Below are 18676 nucleotides of genomic sequence, written 5' to 3'. Positions count from 1 at the left end.
ACCTCTATTCTGCGTTTTCGTCAGACCGGCCTTTGCCGGTGACATGCGCGATCAATTCATCCGTCAGCACCAATTTCGACTTGGCGATATCAGCCAACGGCAACAATTCACGTTCGCCATCGACAATCAGGGCGACCGCATCATCTTCGATTCCATCCAGCTTTCCGCTGAAACGGCGACGGCCATTCTGGGCCATCACCAGTTCGACCTTTGCCTCGAACCCGCGCCAGACATCAAAGTCCTTGGCACGGGTCAGCGGGCGGTCAATACCCGGTGAACTGACTTCAAGGTGATAAGCCCCCGAAATCGGGTCCTCAACATCCATCAGGGCAGAAACCGTACGGCTGATTTCGGCGCAATCCTCGACATTGATGCTGCCGTTGCCATCCGCACGATCTGCCATGATCTGCAAGACATTGCTGTCCTTGCCCATCATGGAGACACGTACCAGTTCGAAACCCAGCGCGTTGATCGACGGTTCAATAATGTCCGTGATCCGCATCATCAGCGGGTCTTTCAACTGTTGTCCGATCAGCTCAGCCATATAGCGATGCCATACCCCAAAAAGCACAAAAGAGCGGGCGGAGGGCCCACTCTTTGTCAGAATTTACAAAAAGCTTGGCGGCTTTATACAGCCGACTTTGCCAGAAATCAAGTCACGATCCTGTCTCTGCAAGCCTTTCAACCAAGGGATTTGCGCCTATGCGGCAAGCTTGCGATCTTCGATCAAAAGGGTGCGGAAAAAGTCAAAGGCAGCAATAGCACCAGCAATCACTTCCTGTTCTTGTTTAGTGCTTAAAGCCAAGCCATTGACCTGATCAACAAATTCGCGCCAATGCTTGCCGCGACCGTCTTCGTGCCCAGCCAGATGTCGGGCACCAAACTCGGCATTCAGTCCGATATTTCCGGCTGCTTTCAGCAAAAATGCCGCCCCAAGCGACGAACCTTCACAAACATATAACCATCCCAGACGGCCCATTCCGGTTTTGGGGACAGGAAATGGTTTGGTATTTTCAGGTAGGCTGCATTGCAGATCTGCAAGATCTGCACAGACATGATCGAACCGACTGCGAACCGAAAGCCCGGGTATCAGGTCGTTCAGGTCACTGGCGTCATAAAGCGGTTTTACAGCGCGGTGAAACACATACTGCATCCCGACAAACCGGGCATAGTTATCGCGGCTTTCAAACGGCGCCATTTCCATCACCATGTCATCGATGTGCTGATGGTCGCCGGTTGTTGCCTGTTTGAGATTCTGAAGGCGGGTTTTTATCACACCGTCTGCTGTTATATCCAAAGTCATCCCGATTACCTTTCGTCCCTGTCCGCAAATGCCACATGAATTCGCAGCCCTTTAAACCAGAAACGATCCGGGGCGTTCGATATCCGAAACCGGTGAAAAATTATTCTTCGCGGAACGCGCGGGCAAACTGATCGGTAAGCGGTTTGGCAAGATAGCTAAGTGCAGTGCGATCCCCCGTTGCGATAAAGGTTTCAACCGGCATGCCGGGCATCAGACCTTGCCCATCAAGTTTTTCCGTCTCGCCACCGGCAATTTGCACCCGGACATTGTAGTAGGTTTCGCCGGTCAGTTCATCGCGTGACAAATCCGCTGCCACAAAAGAAACCGTTCCGGCAAGCTCCGGCGTGGTGCGCTGGTTAAAGGCGGTAAAACGCAGCATCGCCTTTTGTCCCGAATGAACCTGGTCAATGTCGTTTGGGCTGGTCCGAGCTTCGATTACCAGTTCATCCTGATCGGGGACGATACCCATGATCCGATCCCCGGCTGCAACCACACCGCCAACAGTATGTGCCGCCATCTGATAAATCGTTCCGCCATAAGGCGCGCGAATATCGATACGACGCAGCTGGTCGCGCAAGGCAACTTGTTTTTGCATCAATTCTGCCAATTGCTGATCAATGTCGCCCAGTTCAGTCAAAACGTCAGTTTGACGGTCCCGGTCAAGCTGCAGGATCGACATTTCGGTTTCCGAAATTTGCATGCCGGTCGCGGCAATCTGTGCCATCAGCTCTCCGTGCTTGCCCCCCAGACTGGCACGTTCACGACGCAATGCCGCAACACGGGTAATCGGTACAAGTTGCTTTTTGTAAAGCATTTCAAGCCCGTCAAGTTCATCGCGAATATGACGGCTTTCTTCTTCGTTAGCAGTTTTCTGCGCCTCAAGCCCGACAATCGTTTCCGAAAGTTGCAACAATTTCTGCTGAAGCTGCGCTTTTTCGCCTTCAAGGCTTCTGCGCCGTGCTTCGAAAAGCTTTGTTTCGGCCGCGACCAGTTCGGTAACTGTCGTGTCCTTCATCCGTGAAATGAACGGATCGGGCACGGTAATGGTTTCAGCATCGTTCCGTTCGGCAATCAAGCGCATCTTGCGCGCCCGCAAGGCATCAATCTGACTGTCTACAATACCGAGGCTTGCACGCGCCATCGTATCATCCAGCCGAATCAGAAGGTCACCAGCTTGTACCTGATCACCGTCACGTACGTGGATTTCGCCGACAATGCCGCCGTCAGGATGCTGCACATCCTTTACATTGCTTTCCACAACCAGCTTGCCGGACGCAACCACCGCCCCGGAGAGACTTGCCATCGCCATCCAGCTTCCCAAACCGATGAACAGCGCCAAAATGACTGTCACACCAAACAGGGTATGGCGGCGTAAACTTTGCAGCGCAGGACTGAGGTCCAAAGCGGTTTTCGACGATGTGTGTAACGGTTTTCTGGTCATGCACTTTCTCCGACCTGGCGCATGGTTTTGCGCAGAATGTCGTCACGCGCACCAAACGCAACCTGTCGTCCGTCCTGAATGACCATCGCCAAATTGACCGTTGCAAGAGCGCCGGGGCGATGGGCGATCATGATGACAATCGCCCCGCGTTGCCGGGCCAGACGGACAGATTCAATCAGGGCCTGTTCCCCGGCGCTGTCGAGGCTGGAATTGGGTTCATCAAGCACAATCAGGAACGGATCACCGAACAGGGCGCGTGCCAATCCGATCCGTTGCCTTTGCCCGCCTGATAAAACCACACCGCCACTTCCGACCAGCGTGTCATATCCCTTGGGCAGGGACAGGATCATGTCATGCACCCCGGCCGATTGTGCGGCCTTAACGATCGCCGCCGGGTCCGCGTCACGGCGCAGCCTTGCGATATTGCGCGCGACGGTATCGTCAAACAGATCAACATCCTGCGGCAGATAGCCGATATGCGTACCCAGCCGGTCCGATTCCCAGTGATCAAGTTCCGCCCCGTCCAGACGAATGGTACCGTTCTGGATCGTTCCAATCCCGACTAATGCTCGACCGAATGTCGATTTCCCCGATCCGCTGGGTCCGATAATGCCAAGCCCGTCACCTGCTTTCAGGGTCACGTCACTGATGCGCAACAACACCCGGCCAGGTGCCATCGGCTTGCCCTCCGCCCGCGTTGCAGGGGCCCGGACGATCAGATTGGAAACCTGCAGGCTTTTTTGCGGGGCAGGCAGTTCGAGGCGTTCAGACGTTTTTTGTGTATCGGCAAAACAGCGTTCAAGACGATGGCGCGATTGACGTGCACCAACAAATCCGCGCCAGTTGCCAATCGCTTGTTCGACCGGGGACAATGCCCGAGCTGTCAGGATTGATGCGGCAACCATCACACCCGGTGTCACTTCCTGAAGGATCGCCAGATAGGCACCAAGTGCCAGAACACCGGACTGCATCGCAAGGCGAATGACCTTGATATAGGCCGAGAAGGTCGAATTGACGTCGCCGACACCGGTATTATCGCGCAGATAACGGTCATTCAACTGCGCCCAACAGGCATTGAACGTTCCCTGCATTCCCATGGCGCGAATGGCTTCGGCGTTGCGGCGACCAGCTTCGACCAGACTGGCCCGTGAAACGGCCTGACGGTTCATGCGTTCGACCTGCCTCCGGGTGGCAAGCTCGCTGATCAGCGTCAGGATCACAAGGAGGATACCGCCAACGAGGGCCAAAAAACCAAGCCAGGGATGAAAAACAAAAACGATGCCCAGAAACAGCGGCATCCATGGCATATCACAAATCGCGATGGGGCCGGCTCCGCCCAGAAACTGGCGAATCTGATCAAGATCATTAAGCGGTCTTATTACGGCTGCGTTATCATTTCGCAGCACCTGATCAAGAGTGGTTGCCAGCGCCAGCGGTCCGACCTGCTCATCCACCCGCCAGCCGATCCGCACCAGCATACGCGCCCGAAGCGCATCGACAGTGCCCAGAAACAGATACAGCGCCAGCATCAAAACCACGAGCGCAACCAGCGTTGGCACACTACGGCTCGCCAGAACCCGGTCATAAACCTGCAGCATGAAAAGCGGTCCGGTCAGCATCAGGATATTTGACACACCGCTGAGTGCTGCGACCGACAGGAACGCACCGCGCACGGATCGAATGGCGGCCGCCAGCGGCGAGGATACGGGCGATTTGCGCAAATGATGCGAATGGACCTGTTCAAACACGCTGTTTCCATTCCGGAGAAGAAAAAGATAGGATGAGGTGGGCACCGCTGTTACGCGGTGCCCTGCATTGACAGACCTTGTGCTCGTTCCGCAGCTTGCGGAGCGAGCCGTCTTCGTTAAACGAAGTCGGTCGCGTCGATATCGTTGAAATCGACGCCGGTCAGGGTGATGGTGCCATTGGCATGGGTGATCAGGGTATCTGCACCGCCGTTGGCCGAAGCAACCGTTACCGAGTTGAAATCGATATCAAGAAGATCGGTGCCATCGGTAAAATCGATAACGGTGTCGTCACCGAAATTGCCCGAAGTGTCGAATTCGAAAGTATCCGCACCGCCATTACCGGTCAGGACGTCGTCACCGGCAAAACCGCCGATCACATCGGCGCCAGAGCTGCCGTTGATCTCAACAGACTGCGTATCAAGATAGTTCCGCAGGGCAGTGCTGTCGCCGTTACGAAGACCATTTACGACGAGATGCGTATCATCGGTATTCGTCGAACCGGTAATGCCGAGGTTCGAAATATCGATATCGGTTGCGGCAAGGCTGGCAGAACCTCCGCTTTCTGAAACATCTTCACCAAACTGAACGCTATCGACGTCACCCTTCAAGACATGACCACCAAAGAAGTCATACTGAAGGTCACCGCCAACAATATATGCCTGATCACTATCGGCATCTGACATGTAGTATTGCGTTCCGTCAAAAATCCCACCGCCGACAAACGTGCCAAAGTCGAAGACACTGGATTCGAAATCAGTATCGAAGCTTGCAAGATACGCCTGAAGGTTGATGCCGGTACCATCTGAATTCGCATCATTCAGATCAATTTGGACAGCCATTTTCATGCTCCTATCACATGTTGGAAAATTCCGCACAACAGAGTCCGGAAACCAAGGAACAATTCCACAATCGCAAATGAGAATCAATATCTTTAATGAGAAAAATTATTTAATATCAATAGTTTAAATAAGCACAATTAACCATCCGACCATACAAGCATAGCCGGATGGGTATCAGCTTGGCCAAACAGATTTTTTAGAAGCTGCCTGTAATTGAAAGTGTAGCTGTCCTGCCAGGTGCGGGAGTACCGCCCGCACTCATGGACTCGATATATCCCTCATCAAACAGATTATCGACATTGAACCGCAACGTAAGATTGTCGTTAAACTCGTAGCTGGCATACAAGTCATACAGATTGTATTGAGCGTTATACTCGTTCTCTAACGAGGCCCCATATCCGGTAGCTTCGCTGACATAGGTCGCACGCATTCCCACCGTCAGATCCCGGTCGAGCAAACGCGCACCGAGATCCACAGTCACGCGATGACGTGGTGGTGTAAAAAGAGCAACCAGCGCTCTATTCGTTCCCATTAAAGCATCAGAGCCTGAAGAGCCGGGTGTTGCATTCTGCCCCAGCGGAAACGGATCATAATTACCCGTCAGATCATTGAGAGTGAAGGTATACGCAGCCCCGATATAATATTTACCTGCATCATAAGCGAGTTCGAACTCGCTACCCTGAAACTCGACAGGGTCGATCAGGTTGACATAGCCGCTATTCACCCCCGGCAGAATAAAGGTCCCTGGCAAGTAAACGAATGCCTGAGCAATATAATCCTCAACCCGTGTATTGAAATAGGCCGCCTTCATGCGAAATCCATCGCCCGGCTTGATCACATCATCAAGCTTCACATTTACACCAATTTCCTTGGTAGTGCTTTTCTCGCCTTTGAGGTTCGGGTTTGGCAAAAAAGGTACCTCTGTACCGACATGAAACCCGTGCATCATTGTTTCGATTATTTGCGGCGGACGATAACCTTTTTTATAGCTGATATACGGCTTAACAGCTGGGAAAGCTTCGAATGACAAGGTCGCCGAAGGCAAGAGTTTTCCTTCGCTTTGATCCACGGTCAACGGAATTGCTGTATTGACCAATCCAAAGAAAGGTGGAGTCGGAATCAGCCCGAAATCCTGACGATATGCGACAGTATCACCTTCGAGGGAATAATGATCATACCGGAGTCCGGTGATCAAACGGACTGTATCTGCGAAACTACTATCAACTTCCAGGAATCCGCTGGAAACATCGCGTTCACCGGCCGGTGTTGCCCCTTCAAACCACGACGTATCAGCATCACCAAGTCCGTAGGGAACAGATTGGGTTTCAGTTTTGTCGCGAAAATGTTCTACCCCGTAGGTAACATCGAAAAAGGCTGGCGAAAAATCAAAGTAGGACGTGTTTTGGAGGCTCACACCGATGGTATCAGTTTCAAAATGGTTAGAAAAACCATCATAATTCACAGACCCGTCCGCATTATATCGAGGATCGCGACTTTGCTCGTTTTCAGCACGGTTATAACTGATCTTAGCTTGGAAATTGATCCAGTCTGAATCAGGCGACCAGTTATATTCACCTGTCATTGTCTGATTTTTAATGGAATGGGCCGCTGTGTCATCCGCACCCACACCGGTTATAAAATCATTGTGATAACCTACATAGCCAAGATGAATTGATTGGTATTCTGTTGCCTGAACATTGGCTTTCAACAAACCAGAATATTGCTTCTGGGCAAAGTTGACATAATTATCCTGAGAGTCTGTTCGCTCGTCTGTTCGATTACCTGCAGCTGAATAGGAATACGAATATAGGGGGTCTCTGGCACCGGCGTCATAACTGCCAAGATGCTTCTTCGCAACTGCTGCCGTTACGTCCAATTTCGGCGAAAATCGCGCAGATACGGCAGCATTCCCGGCAAAAATATATTCATTTGTGCCATGCGTTACGGTGGCCTGACCACCATATGTATCGTCGTCTTCCAAAATGTCTTCGGTATTGATCGTTTTTAACGACACAACACCACCTATAACACCAGCACCACCAACCCCGCTTGTAGGGCCTTTTTCTACAACAGCCTCAGACAGTAACTGAGGGTCAAAATACGTATAGGATGTCGGGCCATGCCCGGATTGCTGATAGTTCTGGCGGGCGCCATCGACCATGACATTTACACGACCGAAATCCTGTAGCCCTCGGATGTTTGGCACGAAACCAGGCAACTGGTTATTGGTCGTTGAACTAACACCGCTCATATCGCGAAAAATATCGCTGGTGTTGCGAGGCGGACGTTTCTCAACGGCTTCTCGTGTGACCACGCTCACGGAACCCGGCGTGTCATAGACCCAGTCGGGTGTCCCGTTATAACCGATATTTTGCTGGCTTGAAATCACAGTAACCGGGGCCGTTATCGTAGCACCGTCCTGATTTACTGATGTGTCAGCTGGCGTGATCGTGACCGCCGTCTCATTGACAGCCAACCAGACAAGGCCGCTACCCGAAAGCAAACGGTCCAAAGCTGCAGCCGCGGTCATTTCGCCAACAACAGCCATCCCTGATACACCCTCAGGTAAGCTACCATCAAAAACGACATCTATCCCCGAGATTCGCGAAAACGCAAGCAATGCCCCAGGCAAGGCTTGCGATGCAATATCGAAACGATACAAGCTGTCGCCAATCATCAATACTGTATTGGATGCCTGCGCTGTCTCTGTTTCAAGTTGCGATTGTGCAAGAACCTGCATCGGTATCAGAACCAGCCCAGTTAAAGATGTTGCCAGTAGAAGCCGGTGTAAAAACTTGAGGTCGGTAACAGCCTTCCGACCCACCCCGTTCGAGAGCATTCTTTTTGTCTCCTGAGTCACGAATGCATGTTCATGAGATTGCGTCGCATTCGTTGTTTCGTTACTCAGTTAGACGAAACTGAAATTCAGATATCTGATATTCAATGCATTTTTTTGATAATAATTTTTATTATCAATTTATTCTGACCGAACCGAAGAGTGACATTGATTGGTGATCTTGAATTTTGAGAGGGTCAGGCGGCGCGAATGACGGTCAGGTAATCTGTAAACCGATGCACACTGATCGAAAGGACACTGGCCAGAACCGGCAGAACATCCTTTGACCGTTCAAGGTCGACCACAAGGGTTACCGGGCGGGATTTGAGTTCTTCGCCGATGATCATGATCTTGCCGCTCTGCCAGCGCTGCAGAACACGAACGACTTCCCCAAGAGGCTGCCCCATAAAGACAAGCTGGCCGTTCCGCCAGGCCAACTCTGTCGAAATATCAACCTCGTAAGGTCTCCCGATTTGCAAGTCGCTATACCGCACAGCATTTCCTGCGGCCAATTGCCTTTGCGCACTACCCAAACGAACAATCAACGGATTTTGCTCGGCGATTACGGTGACATCCCCGTCATAAGCAGCCACGTCGAGCCTCCCCCCCCGCGACCAGCTTGTGCCACTGGCAGCCGCAACAAAAAAGTCGCTGCCAGTTGCCAAATGATTGAACCAGGCTTCACCGCGATGAAGTTCGACACCGTTTACCCCGTCACGCGTGACATAGGACATCACGGTGTCGCTTGCCAGTTCGGCCTCCACACCATCGGGAAGGGAAAAACGATGCCGTTCACCGGTCGCAGTCCGTATATCGGCAAAAGGATGATGCGGAGCGAATGCCCAACCCGCACCGATAACCACCGCTGCCGCCGTTCCCGTCATAAAGGCGCGTCGGCCGACCTTGTTGTCAGTTGATAGATTAAGGCTGGTGCTGCCGCTCCAAAGCCGTTCGATATCGCGAAAAGCTTCAAGATGCGCCGGATCAGCATCAAGCCAGCGAGCAAACGCCCGACGATCTTCTTCGGTTTCACTGCCATCAAGCAACAGGGCAAACCAATAGATCGCCTGTTCCGCTACAGTATCGGGCAGATTTGCGACGTGATTTTCACCTGTCATAGCCATGAATGCCGGATTCCATGCTTCATTGATCAGATGGTCTTTGCGCGCATCACACAAACACCCCGACTATTGGGACGAACCTGATGCGCATATTTCTGATCCGATATTCAATTTTTTTCCGATTTATCCATTGCCTCTTTGACAAGTGTCAGAGCGCGGACCATGCGGCTAAAGGCGGTTTGCGTCGGAATCCCAAGTTGCTCGCCAATTTCACCATAGGTCTTACCTTCAAGTCGGGCGAGAATGAAAACAGTCCGAAGGTTTTTTGGCAAAGCATTCAGCGATGCCTGCAACTGTCGTAATTCCTGTCGTGACCATGCGATCTGTTCAGGGGAAGGGGCGTCATCGGCAACGAATTCAAATGCTTTGTCAGGTTCCTGAACGAAGGTCAGTATCCGTTCCCGCCGGAAATGATCAATCACCAGATTCTGCGCTGTCCTGAACAGATAGGACTGGGCAAATTGCGGATCAGGCAGCGATGGCGTGGCTACAACCCGAAGGAACGTGTCCTGCACGATATCGTCGGCCATATGCCACGAAAGTTTTCGCCGCTGCACAAAATGCAGCAGTCGGGACCGATAGGTACGGAACAGTATATTGACATCCCAGTGCGTCACGGCTCGGACCTTTGGAATTATCGGCAGAGCGCTTGATGCAGGTATTTGGCACAAGCAGCTTGCGGCGGCGTCATATCAGCGGAACAACATAAATATCGCACATGACAATCATTCTCAATTAAAATTTCAACTTATTGAAATTATGTGGTGATGTTGTTCACCCAAAGGAAACCCGCGCAAAAGGAGAACACTTTTGCACGGGCTAGCCAAAACTTCTGCATCGGGCGGTCAAGAGCGGTTTTTACGCCGGAACCGCAAATAATTGCATTTTTTACCATGACGCAGCGCTTTTTGTTCATACCGGGTTTTAACCCAATCAACGGGCGGATTGCGCCAGTCTTCGGGGCTTTCAGCAAGCCATTCGAAATCCGGATGATTGTGCATATGTTGCAGCGTCCAGGAAATATACTGCATATCGTCACTGGCAACCCGGAACTCGGCCCCGTCTTTGAGAAGACGCGCCAGCAATGCAAGGTTTTTGGGGCCAATAAATCGACGTTCGGCATGACGCTTTTTCGGCCATGGATCCGGAAACAGCAAGAATGCACGATCAAAGCAGGCATCAACCAGCTTGTAAAGCAGGGGACGAGAATCGTCCGCAATAATCCGGACATTGGTCAGAGCGCACTCATCGATATGACGCAGAAGACTGCCAACCCCGTCCATAAACGGCTCAGCTCCAATAATCCCGGTCTGCAGGTTGGCCTGAGCCTGACCAGCCAAGTGTTCGCCACCGCCAAAGCCAATCTCAAGCCAAAGCTGATCATGCTTTTCCCCGAAATAGTCGTTCGGATCGACACCGGCCTGATCTGGATAGGTAATCCCGATTTTCGGAAGCAACTCGTCAACCAGTGCCCGGCGCGAATCCTTGAGCGGACGGCTGCCGCGACGACCATAAAAATTCGGACGATCCGGGGTCGGTAACGGGCGATTGCTGTTGCGCATTGTCTTAACTGTCAGGACGGGTTTGAAAAATGGCTCAAAATCAAACGGGCGGCCCCGGATTTGTATCGGGGCCGCCCGCCTCATATCACGTCACACGATTTTGGCAAATCGTGCTTTGGCTTTTTAGCCAATCAGGCACCGAATGCCGATTTCAGTTCACCAACCAGATCGGTGCGCTCCCAAGAGAAACGACCGTCTTCTTCTGCCTGACGACCAAAGTGGCCATAGGCAGAGGTCGGGGTATAGATCGGACGGCAAAGCGAAAGATGTTCACGAATGCCCCGCGGGCTGAGATCCATCAACTGGCGCAAAACGCTACCCAGTTTGATTTCGTCAACATTGCCGGTGCCATGGTTGTTGACATAAAGCGCCAGCGGCTTGGAAACACCGATCGCATAGGCAACCTGAATGGTGCAACGTTCTGCAAGACCGGCAGCAACCACGTTTTTCGCAAGGTAACGCGCGGCATAGGCGGCCGAACGGTCAACCTTGGTCGGATCTTTACCCGAAAACGCCCCGCCCCCATGAGGTGCCGCGCCACCATAGGTATCAACAATGATCTTACGACCGGTCAGACCGGCATCGCCATCAGGACCACCTATGACAAAACGGCCCGTCGGGTTGATATAAATCTCGTCTTCCGATGGCATCCAGCCTTCCGGCAGGATCGTCTCGATATAAGGCATGACCAGCGAACGGACATCAGCCTGGCTCAGACCGTCAACATGCTGGGTAGAAACCACAACCGAGGTCGCACCGACCGGTTTGCCATCGACATAACGCAGGGTAACCTGACTTTTGGCATCCGGGCCAAACTCCGCAGATTTTCCAGAATGACGATCTTCAGCCATTTTGCGCAGGATACGGTGCGAGAACTGGATCGGAGCCGGCATCAGCTCGTCCGTCTCGTTGCAGGCATAACCGAACATGATGCCTTGGTCGCCCGCGCCGAGGTCTTTCTCACCAGCAGAGTCAACACCTTGGGCAATGTCAGCAGACTGCTCGTGGACGTGACACTCGATTTCGGCCGTTTTCCAATGGAAACCTTCCTGCTCATAACCGATGGCACGAATCGCTTCGCGTGCGGATTCGACCATCACTTCCTTGGAAATGCTTTCAGGACCGCGAACTTCGCCAGCCAGAACGACACGATTGGTGGTTGCCAGAGTCTCTACGGCAACGCGCGAATCTTCATCAGCCGCAAGAAACGCGTCAACGATAGTATCGGAAATGCGGTCGCAAACCTTGTCCGGATGGCCTTCAGAGACGGATTCGCTGGTAAAAAGATATTCGGAAAGAGACATTCAAACCTTCTCCGGCGAAAAAAGGGTTCCATAAACTGGACCGGAGGGCATTGATGCAGTCCTGCATCAATAGCGCCCACTTAGCCTTTTTTTGCGTGGTGGCAAGCGGTCCAAATCCGTCCACGTATCCAGTCGGGCACGTCACCCGAACTGCGGTTTTGCCCCAATGACATTTTCGGGTCAAGAAAGATCGACGCATAAGCGTAACGCGTCAATTGCATTTCGAGGATCAAAATGGGCTGATAAGGGCAAAAAGCGCATCTGGCCGGAAGCCATAAATGCGCTTTTCAAATTTATAGTTCTGGGTTTTCTATTTTGCGTTTTCGTTGTCTGCAACAAGAATGCCCATTGATTTGACCAGCTCGAAAACACGTTTTCGCTGCGTCGGATCGGTAATCCGATAATATGCTCGCACAAGTTCAAGCGTTTCGCGGCGGTTCATCGGATCGTTATCGAACGGATCCGGGCTTTCCGACATTTCGCGACGCTCGTGCACGGATTTCGAGGAAATCTCGTCTGGCATGTCATCAAAAAAGAATGAAACCGGCACTTCGAGAACGCGCGACAAATCATAAAGGCGCGAGGCGCCAACGCGGTTTGCACCGCGTTCATATTTCTGAACCTGCTGGAATGTCAGGCCGATGGCCTCACCAAGCTTCTCCTGGCTCATGCCAAGCAGCGTTCTGCGCAATCGAACGCGCGCACCAACATGAATATCAACTGGGTTCGGCTTGCCACTTGCGGTCCGGCCCCGACCTCTGCCACGGGTGTTTTTGACCATCGTGTTTTCATCCTTAGGCGACATTTTGTGTTGTCCTTCTCTCACTCCGACCTACCCGCTCTTATTTTTGGTGGGACAATCAGGGAGCGGTTCGGTGCTTCACACAGCCGCTTTAAGGGATTTGAAAAACCTACTATATCCCAAAACGAGAACGGCTAGAAAGGTTACAATACCGTAAAATAGAATATCGCGCCACAAATAATATACCGTGGTATGGTTATACACCCCCGAAAGGGGGTGAACCATGACACCCTCTGCACTTAAGGGGAGTGTCGCCAGTTCCCGCCCGTATGCATCATACATTGCCGATACTCCGGTATAGGCCGCCCGAACCATCGGGCGCCCTTCTTCGACACTGCGAAACCGAGCAGCTGCCAGATGCTGATATGGGCCGGCACTTTTACCAAACCAGCCATCATTGGTAACATTGAGCAACCAGTCGGGCTGATTGGAATTCTCAATAACCGCACCCGGGAAAATCACCTCATAGCAAATCAGGGGCGAGAAACTTGGAAAACCTCTAACATCAAGTGTCTGTGGCCCATCTCCGGATGAAAAATCCGTGCGCCCGGCGGTCAGTTTCGGGATCGGAATCCAGTCGCGGAACGGCACATACTCGCCGAACGGAACGAGGTGGAACTTGTCGAAACTCGCAACAATCTCTCCTGTGCTGTCAAGAACCTGAACTGCGTTCCAAACTTTGAATTCATCCGTATCCCGCGGATAGGTTCGTGGAGCCCCGGTAACCAGAATATCATCAGGTCCGAGAACCGACGCCATCTGCAACCTGCGTACCGGTTGGGCTTCGACAAAAAATGTCGCAGCCGTTTCGGGCCAGATCACGATACGTCTGCGGTCCGGCGCCATATCGGCCGGGCGACGCGACAGTCGCAGCAGTTTTGCAAAATGCTGATCCTGAAGTTCCGGTACCCACTTTTCACGCTGCGGGATATTGGGCTGCACGACCTGCACCACAGGCAAATCTTCAGAAACGGCAACCTCGGCATCCGCTGGCCCCACCAGAGCAAGGCGAAGCGCACCACCACCCCACAACAGCACTGCAATCATGATGCCCGCAAAAGCTGTCAATCGCCCGGCACGTCCTGCAACGAAAGTCGCAGGCAAAGTCGCAAACAGGCCAGTGATCACCGATAGTCCATAAACCCCGATGATTGAGGCAAATTGCATCGGAGCCGGATCGACCGCCCAGACATGGGCCAGCAGGTTCCATGGGAAACCGGTCATCAGATGACCGCGAAGGAATTCAGCAACCGCCCACAAAGCTGCCAGCATCACGGCACGCCCGATAATCTCGCGCGTCAGCCGCCAGCTCGCCCAAACGGCAACCATCGGAAAGATCGCAAGCCCGCCACCCAGTCCGAGCAAGACAAATGGGATCATCCAGCCATAAATTTCCGGCTCGACCAGAAAGGCGTGACTGACCCAGTAAAAACCGGCAGCAAAATGCCCGGTTCCGAACCACCAACCCGCCGAAAGTGCGCCTTTATTGCATTTAACGCCGTCAAGCGACCAAAGCAGCACGGCAAAAGCTATCGGAAGGGCCGGTAAAAAGAAGAAAGGCGGCAACGCCAATACCGCAACCGCCCCGGACACCAGCCACAAAAAACGCCTGCGCCAACCCGAAAGGTTGGCCAGACGCGCCGCCAGTCTATCAATCATTGGATGAGCCCTGTTTGGAACTTTCGTCACTGATCGCTGCCGGTTCCGTACGGATCAGGTGAATGCGCAAGCGCCGGATACGGCGTGGATCGGCATCAAGAACCTCGAACTGGATACCGGTCGGATGCTCGATCAGTTCGCCTCGGGCGGGAACACGCCCCGCCAGCGAAAAGACCAGTCCGCCCAGCGTATCGATATCTTCGTCCTCATCCTCGTCCAGCAGGCCAAAGCCCAGCTTTTCCTCCAGGTCCTCGACCTCGTAACGCGCATCGGCAATATAGCAGCCATCCGAAAGGCGAATCAGCTTTGGTGTCTGGTCAATGTCGTGCTCGTCGTCAATTTCGCCGACAATTTCCTCGACCAGATCCTCGATCGTGATCAGCCCGTCAATGCCGCCAAACTCGTCGACGACCAATGCCATATGCGTTCGCGACAAACGCATTTCGGACAGAAGATCAAGCACCCGAATGGCGGGCGATACGAACAACACCCGACGCAAAAGGGATTGTAGCTTGAATTCCTTGCCGGCAGCGACACAGCCCAGCACATCCTTGATATGAACCATACCGGCAATTTCATCGAGGGACTCGCCATAAACAGGTAGGCGTGAATGAGCTTTTTTCACCATCACGTCAACAAGCTCGTCAAGCGTGATGCTTTTTTCGACCGCAACGATATCGGCCCGCGGAATCATGACATCCTCGGCCGTCATATCGCGGAGTGCGATGATATTTTCAAAAAGTGACCGTTCGTGAAGCGAGACGGGCTCGTCATCTTCTTCACTGCGCTCGGCAAGTTCTTCAAGTGTGTCGGAAAGCGATGCCTCGCCATTCCTTGGCTTGCCGCGCTTAAGGCCTAATGCCGATGCGACATTTCCCCACAAGGATCCGTTATCGGAATCCTGACCATTCTCCCCGCCCTGGCGAGGGCTCGTACTCTCTTGGTCGTCGTCGCGCTGACTATTCTCGTTCATTGTCCTGTTTCGATATCTTGATCTTCGATCGGTTCATAGGGATCATCAATCCCCAGTCCGGCAAGAATTTGCCGCTCAAGTTCTTCCATCTCTTCGGCTTCATCATCAACCATATGATCATAGCCGACAAGATGCAGCGTGCCATGCACCGTCAGATGAACAAGATGATTTATCAGTGTCTTGTTCTGTTCAACGGCTTCGCGTTGGCATGTTTCACGTGCAATGACGATATCGCCCAGCATCAGGGGCATCTCAGGCGACATCATGAAATCTGCTGCATCATCCGTATTTTCAAGCGCTGCAAACGATAAAACATTGGTCGGGTTGTCCTTGCCGCGATAATCGCGGTTCAATATCCGGACCGATGCATCGTCGGACAGCCGAACACCAACTTCGACCACCGGTGCAATGCTCAGAAGCGATGCGCCATCCCCTTCGTCAAGTGTTCCATCGGTTGGAATGGCATCTTCTTCCCAAAGTGCACCATCATGCGCAGCCCCATCAAGAGCCGCACGCACAGCGTTTTCAATCGCATCAATCTCGGCCTTGGCCCAATTGCCGGCTTCAACATCTAGGTCCAGATCAAGCGGTGCGGTCATCACCCTGACTTTCTTCCTTGATCCCGCGATAGCCTTTTTTAAGGCGATCCCGCAAGGCATCAGCCGCGTCATAGGCCTGAACAATTTTGGTGACAAGCGCGTGCCGAACAACGTCACGCTGATCAAACTTGATCGTCGCAACCCCTTTGACATCCGCTATGGTTTCAAGCGCATCCCGAAGGCCGGATTTGGTACCATCGGGCAAATCGACCTGGGTCAGGTCACCCGTCACCACCATCCGCGATCCTTCGCCAAGACGAGTCAGAAACATTTTCATCTGCATCGCCGTCGTATTCTGTGCCTCGTCCAGAATGACAAAGGCATGCGCAAGCGTACGGCCGCGCATGAAGGCAAGCGGGGCAACTTCGATCTCGCCGCTTTCCATCCGCTTGATCACGACGTCCCCCGGAAGAGTATCATGCAGCGCATCATAAAGTGGGCGCAGATAAGGATCGACCTTGTCCTTCAGATCCCCCGGCAAGAAGCCAAGCCGTTCGCCAGCCTCGACCGCCGGACGTGACAGAACGATACGGTCAACCTGTCCCTGAATAAGCGACTGGACCGCCATTGCGACCGCCAGATAGGTTTTACCGGTACCGGCCGGGCCAATGCCAAAGACCAGTTCGTGATCAAGCATCGCCTCGACATAATTCTTCTGGCGTTTGGATCGCGGCGAAATCCGGCGCTTCTTGGTCTGGATGGTCAGACGTGATCCACCAAACATATCCTTGGTCTGCCCGGTCCAGGGATCAGCTTCGTCGGGTTCGGACAAACGGATGGCACCATCAACCGTTTCGACATCGACATGATCTATTTCCTTGTCGCGCAAGCGCGCATAAAGCTGACCCAGAACCTTTTTGGCTTGGGCAACTTTGGGGCCTTGCCCGGCGAGGGTCACAACCGATCCACGACTGGAAACCTGAACACCGGTACCTTCGGAAAGGCGGGTCAGATTTTCGGCTTGTGGCCCATATAGAAGCTGAGCAAGTGCATTGTCTGCAAATTCAATCTGATCGGTATCTTTGGTCGAAGACTTGGCTTTTGCCGTGTTTTTTGCCTTGGCTGAGGTGGCAGTCACGCAATTTTCCTTTCAGAATCCCGGTTTTGAACCGGGGCATCGACCAGTTCACCGCCAAGGGAATTAGGCAGCGCTTCGGTGATTTTCAACCTTACGATCTGTCCCAATGCGGATTCTGGCAAACCGCTGACATGAACCGGCTGCATATAGGGGCTTTTTCCGACAAGCTGTCCTTCTAGTTTGCCGTAACGTTCCAGCAGGACATCCATTTCCTTGCCAAGGCAGTTACGGTTGAATTCAAGCTGCTGCTCGGCCAGAAGCGCCTGCAAACGCATGATACGTTCGGTCTTTACCGGTTCGGGAACCTGCAATTCCATTGCCGATGCCGGGGTACCGGGACGTGGACTATATTTAAAGCTGAACGCCTGAATGAAGGTGATATCGCGCACCATTTGCATCGTGTCCTCGAAATCCTTGTCGGATTCTCCGGGGAAACCCACGATGAAATCGGACGACAGCGCAAGATCGGGGCAGGCGTCTTTGAGTTTAGCAACGATTTCGCGATAAAACGCGCCATCATGTTTGCGGTTCATCGCCTGCAACACGCGATCCGATCCCGCCTGAACGGGAAGATGCAGAAACGGCATAAGTTTTGGCAGGTCACGATGGGCAGCAATCAGATCATCATCAACATCGCGCGGGTGCGAGGTGGTGTAACGGATGCGATCCAGTCCATCGATCTCGGACAGTTCGCGTAACAGACGGCCAAGCGTCCACTCACCACCATTCGGGGCTTCGCCATGATAGGCATTGACGTTCTGCCCCAGAAGGGTGATTTCGCGCGTGCCCTTGCCAACAAGCTGTCGGGCTTCATTGACGACATCCATGCCCGACCGGGAATATTCCGCACCGCGCGTATAAGGCACAACACAGAAGGTGCAGAATTTATCGCATCCTTCCTGAATAGCCAGAAAGGCTGAATAACCCTGCCTTGAAACCTGCTGGGGCAGATGATCGAACTTTTCCTCGGCCGGGAAATCGGTATCGATGATGCGATCACGCCCGATAGCACGATTGGCGCGTGCCACCATTTCCGGCAAACGATGATAGGTTTGTGGCCCGAACACCATATCAACCATCGGCTCGCGACGCATCAATTCGGCACCTTCGGCCTGCGCAACACAACCGGCAACGGCGACAATCATCTTGTCAGTTCCGTTCGCTTCCTTGGCTTTTTTGTGTTTGCGGATACGACCCAGATCGGAAAAGACCTTTTCAGCCGCCTTTTCGCGGATGTGGCAGGTATTGAGGATAACCATATCCGCACCTGCGGCGTCGTCGACCGGCTGGTAGCCCAGCGGCGCCAATACATCCTGCATGCGCTGACTGTCATAAACATTCATCTGACAGCCATAGGTTTTTACAAAAAGCTTCTTCGTCACGCTCACTTCTGGATCCGTTTTTGCTTTCC

16 protein-coding genes are annotated in these 18676 nt (G+C 52.9%); all 16 read right to left on the bottom strand.

Features of this window, described 5'->3' with window-relative positions; genetic code table 11:
• Positions 1 to 4 precede the first annotated feature (4 nt).
• The 16 genes from rimP to miaB all read right to left on the bottom strand — a co-directional run bounded on the left by rimP (position 5) and on the right by miaB (position 18647).
• Positions 5 to 544, bottom strand: a complete 540-nt coding sequence (gene rimP, locus TH5_RS04655; RefSeq protein WP_114120885.1) for a ribosome maturation factor RimP — start codon at positions 542 to 544, stop codon at positions 5 to 7.
• A gap of 156 nt (positions 545 to 700) precedes the next feature.
• Positions 701 to 1303, bottom strand: coding sequence for a biliverdin-producing heme oxygenase (locus TH5_RS04650; protein ID WP_114120884.1), 603 nt, complete (start codon positions 1301 to 1303; stop codon positions 701 to 703).
• A 100-nt stretch (positions 1304 to 1403) separates the two neighbouring features.
• The gene (locus tag TH5_RS04645) at positions 1404 to 2744 is read right to left on the bottom strand and encodes an HlyD family type I secretion periplasmic adaptor subunit (protein WP_114120883.1); all 1341 of its coding nucleotides are present in this window, start codon (positions 2742 to 2744) and stop codon (positions 1404 to 1406) included.
• Positions 2741 to 4492 (bottom strand): type I secretion system permease/ATPase, encoded by a 1752-nt coding sequence (locus tag TH5_RS04640; RefSeq protein WP_114120882.1) that lies wholly within the window; start codon positions 4490 to 4492, stop codon positions 2741 to 2743. The genes TH5_RS04645 and TH5_RS04640 overlap by 4 nt, the downstream gene beginning before the upstream one ends.
• 116 nt (positions 4493 to 4608) lie before the next feature.
• On the bottom strand, positions 4609 to 5331 hold the full coding sequence (locus TH5_RS04635) for a heme acquisition protein HasA (protein ID WP_114120923.1): 723 nt from the start codon (positions 5329 to 5331) through the stop codon (positions 4609 to 4611).
• A 196-nt stretch (positions 5332 to 5527) separates the two neighbouring features.
• On the bottom strand, positions 5528 to 8170 hold the full coding sequence (locus TH5_RS04630) for a TonB-dependent receptor (protein WP_114120881.1): 2643 nt from the start codon (positions 8168 to 8170) through the stop codon (positions 5528 to 5530).
• Between the two features lie 194 nt (positions 8171 to 8364).
• A complete protein-coding gene (locus tag TH5_RS04625) occupies positions 8365 to 9291 on the bottom strand; it encodes a FecR family protein (protein ID WP_114120922.1) in 927 nt (308 codons plus the stop codon).
• Between the two features lie 104 nt (positions 9292 to 9395).
• A complete protein-coding gene (locus tag TH5_RS04620; RefSeq protein WP_231886991.1) occupies positions 9396 to 9905 on the bottom strand; it encodes an RNA polymerase sigma factor in 510 nt (169 codons plus the stop codon).
• A 228-nt stretch (positions 9906 to 10133) separates the two neighbouring features.
• On the bottom strand, positions 10134 to 10850 hold the full coding sequence (trmB, locus tag TH5_RS04615; protein WP_167443467.1) for a tRNA (guanine(46)-N(7))-methyltransferase TrmB: 717 nt from the start codon (positions 10848 to 10850) through the stop codon (positions 10134 to 10136).
• A 131-nt stretch (positions 10851 to 10981) separates the two neighbouring features.
• Positions 10982 to 12154, bottom strand: coding sequence for a methionine adenosyltransferase (gene metK, locus TH5_RS04610; protein ID WP_114120879.1), 1173 nt, complete (start codon positions 12152 to 12154; stop codon positions 10982 to 10984).
• A 310-nt stretch (positions 12155 to 12464) separates the two neighbouring features.
• Positions 12465 to 12935, bottom strand: coding sequence for a helix-turn-helix domain-containing protein (locus TH5_RS04605; protein WP_062960265.1), 471 nt, complete (start codon positions 12933 to 12935; stop codon positions 12465 to 12467).
• Between the two features lie 99 nt (positions 12936 to 13034).
• Positions 13035 to 14615 carry an apolipoprotein N-acyltransferase gene (gene lnt, locus TH5_RS04600; protein WP_114120878.1) on the bottom strand — a complete coding sequence of 527 codons (1581 nt, stop codon included), beginning with the start codon at positions 14613 to 14615 and terminating at the stop codon, positions 13035 to 13037.
• Complete coding sequence (locus TH5_RS04595; protein WP_341866556.1) at positions 14608 to 15588, bottom strand: hemolysin family protein; 981 nt, start codon at positions 15586 to 15588, stop codon at positions 14608 to 14610. Before TH5_RS04595 ends, lnt begins: the two co-directional genes overlap by 8 nt.
• Positions 15585 to 16187, bottom strand: a complete 603-nt coding sequence (ybeY, locus tag TH5_RS04590; RefSeq protein WP_114120877.1) for an rRNA maturation RNase YbeY — start codon at positions 16185 to 16187, stop codon at positions 15585 to 15587. The genes TH5_RS04595 and ybeY overlap by 4 nt, the downstream gene beginning before the upstream one ends.
• On the bottom strand, positions 16171 to 17265 hold the full coding sequence (locus TH5_RS04585) for a PhoH family protein (RefSeq protein ID WP_114120876.1): 1095 nt from the start codon (positions 17263 to 17265) through the stop codon (positions 16171 to 16173). Before TH5_RS04585 ends, ybeY begins: the two co-directional genes overlap by 17 nt.
• Positions 17262 to 18647 (bottom strand): tRNA (N6-isopentenyl adenosine(37)-C2)-methylthiotransferase MiaB, encoded by a 1386-nt coding sequence (gene miaB / locus TH5_RS04580; protein ID WP_167443466.1) that lies wholly within the window; start codon positions 18645 to 18647, stop codon positions 17262 to 17264. The genes TH5_RS04585 and miaB overlap by 4 nt, the downstream gene beginning before the upstream one ends.
• Positions 18648 to 18676 lie beyond the last annotated feature (29 nt).

Origin of the sequence: Thalassospira xianhensis MCCC 1A02616, assembly GCF_003326475.1 — a bacterium.
Lineage (GTDB): Bacteria > Pseudomonadota > Alphaproteobacteria > Rhodospirillales > Thalassospiraceae > Thalassospira > Thalassospira xianhensis.
This window is presented reverse-complemented; position numbering and strand designations above follow the sequence as displayed.